Source organism: Vibrio sp. 10N.222.52.C3 (assembly GCF_041474195.1).
Lineage (GTDB): Bacteria > Pseudomonadota > Gammaproteobacteria > Enterobacterales > Vibrionaceae > Vibrio > Vibrio crassostreae_C.
This window is the reverse complement of sequence record NZ_JBFRTQ010000172.1, coordinates 5167-7702: the sequence shown is the minus strand read 5'-3', so window position 1 is coordinate 7702 and position 2536 is coordinate 5167. Positions and strand designations below refer to the sequence as shown.

General features: G+C 47.7%; 2 protein-coding genes. One reads left to right on the top strand and one right to left on the bottom strand.

Annotated features, from left to right (window positions below; genetic code table 11):
• On the bottom strand, positions 1 to 1517 hold a 1517-nt coding region (locus AB4517_RS21015; RefSeq protein ID WP_372149803.1), incomplete at its 3' end, for an aldehyde dehydrogenase family protein.
• A 327-nt stretch (positions 1518 to 1844) separates the two neighbouring features.
• Between AB4517_RS21015 and AB4517_RS21010 the strand changes: the two genes are divergently transcribed.
• Positions 1845 to 2536, top strand: a 692-nt coding sequence (locus AB4517_RS21010; RefSeq protein ID WP_372149800.1) for a GAF domain-containing protein, incomplete at its 3' end; no start/stop codon positions are given.

Below are 2536 nucleotides of genomic sequence, written 5' to 3'. Positions count from 1 at the left end.
AAAAAGCCTAACGGATTAGTATCGTAGCTAATTAATAGGTTCTTAGTGTTTTGGTAGTGATCGAGCATCATCTTATGTGTCTCACGGCCGATGCCGGATTTCTTATAACCACCAAACGCGGCATGTGCTGGATAAGCGTGGTAGCAGTTCACCCAAATACGTCCAGCTTCAATGTTGCGACCCATGCGATACGCTAGGTTTGCATCACGCGTCCATACACCTGCACCCAAGCCATATTCGGTATCGTTGGCAATCTCTAGCGCTTCAGCTTCGTCTTTAAACGTCGTCACCGCGATAACAGGACCGAAGATCTCCTCTTGGAATACTCGCATCTTGTTGTGCCCTTCCAACATTGTTGGCTGGATGTAATAACCATTACCGAGATCATCAGATTGCTGCGCAACTTCGCCACCTGTCAGCACTTTCGCACCCTCTTGACGACCGATTTCAAGGTAGCTCAGTATCTTATCAAACTGCTCTTTTGAAGCTTGTGCGCCAACCTGAGTATCAGTATCTAGCGGGTTACCTTGTTTAATAGTTTGAGCACGCTCGACCACCTTGGCGATGAACTTGTCGTACACCGATTCATGGATCAGCACACGTGATGGACAGGTACACACTTCACCTTGGTTGAAGAACGCCAGCAACATGCCTTCGACACACTTATCAAGGTATTTGTCTTCATGGTTAAAGATGTCTGGGAAATAGATATTTGGAGACTTACCGCCAAGCTCAACCGTTGATGGAATCAAGCTTTCAGCCGCACATTTCAAGATGTGGTGACCGACTTCTGTCGAACCGGTAAAGGCCAATTTCGCTAAACGATCGCTGGTTGCTAACGCTTGACCCGCTTCGTTACCAAAACCATTGACGATGTTGACTACGCCTGCAGGTAGAAGATCAGCGATCTTCTCCATCATCACTAAGATCGATGTCGGTGTTTGCTCCGCTGGCTTCATCACAACACAGCAACCCGCAGCCAGTGCTGGCGCCAATTTCCAAGCCGCCATTAAAATCGGAAAGTTCCAAGGAATGATCTGCCCTACTACACCAATTGGCTCAGGGAAGTGGTAACTCGCGGTGTTTGAATCGAGCTCTGCTGCGCTGCCTTCTTGCGCTCGAATACAGCCCGCAAAGTAACGGAAGTGATCGACAACCAAAGGGATGTCTGCCGCCAGAGTTTCACGAACTGGTTTGCCGTTTTCCCATGTTTCAGCGACCGCGATTTCTTCAAGGTTCGCTTCAATGCGGTCGGCAATTTTAAGCAGGATGTTCGAACGTTCGGTCACACTAGTCGCAGCCCAACTTGCACGAGCTGCATGCGCGGCATCGAGTGCCAAGCTGATATCCGCCTCGGTTGAGCGTGCCACTTGGCAATACACCTGACCATTCACTGGGGAAGTGTTATCAAAATACTCGCCGCTGACAGGCTTCACCCACTCGCCACCGATAAAGTTATCGTATTGTGCTTTAAAGTTCACCACTGCGTTATCACTACCCGGCTGTGCGTAAATCATAGTTAGATCCTTCTTTGATTTGTTATTCGTTATTGAGCTAGAGCTGTCTTATTTTTATGGCGGCTCCTCTTGAGAAAAGAACTCATGACAAGACGCCCATGTTTATGCTTTCTGTTTAAAACACTGATACTTCGTGTTTTCTTCACAACAGTAACAACGCAAATCACACGCCAGAACTTCAAAACTTGTTGTTAATAAATTGTAAAACTATGATTACCAAACGTTTACAACCCAAAGTGAGTTGGCATTGAACGGACGTCTGGAAACCACACCAGTGTTCAACTGTTCCAAATTGGTACACCCTCACTGTTACGACATGGAACAGTCATGCACCTTCAACAAGCAAACACCTCAGATTGGCTTTCGTCTTCTTGGCACCGCAGCACAGAAGCGGGTCTAAAACAGAGACGACTTCCCGAAGACATTCGCCTGCCTCAATCAATTCTTAAGCAGCGACGACATCAATCGGCTGACTTGATCCACATCGTCGAACGTAATGCGCTGCCTTTGTTCAATCAGATGTTTGCTCGTACCGACAGTCGTTTGATTCTGACCGATATTGAAGGGGTAATTCTGGCAAGTTGGGGACAAGAAAGGTTTAAGGAGAAACTGACATCAATTGCACTCAGCTCAGGAGCGTGTTGGCAGGAACAACTTAAAGGCACCAACGCGATTGGCACCGCGATTGTTGAAGCGAAACCCGTATCCATCATTGGCGAACAACACTTCATCCACCAGCATCGATTTATCAGCTGTTCAGCAAGCCCAGTGTTCGATCACCAAGGTCAAATGGTTGGCGTATTGGACATCACCAGTGAGCAACAACAACACGACAGTTCCGTCCAATTACTGGTTCAAAATATGGTTCAGCTTGTTGAGAACCAGCTACTGAGCCACATCCCACAAGGCACCACTCGAATCGATCTCGCGTGTGAGAAATCTTTATTACACAGTGGTTGGCAAGGGATTGTGATAGCGAACGAAGCAGGCGAGGTAGTCGCGCACAATCAGGTTGCCTC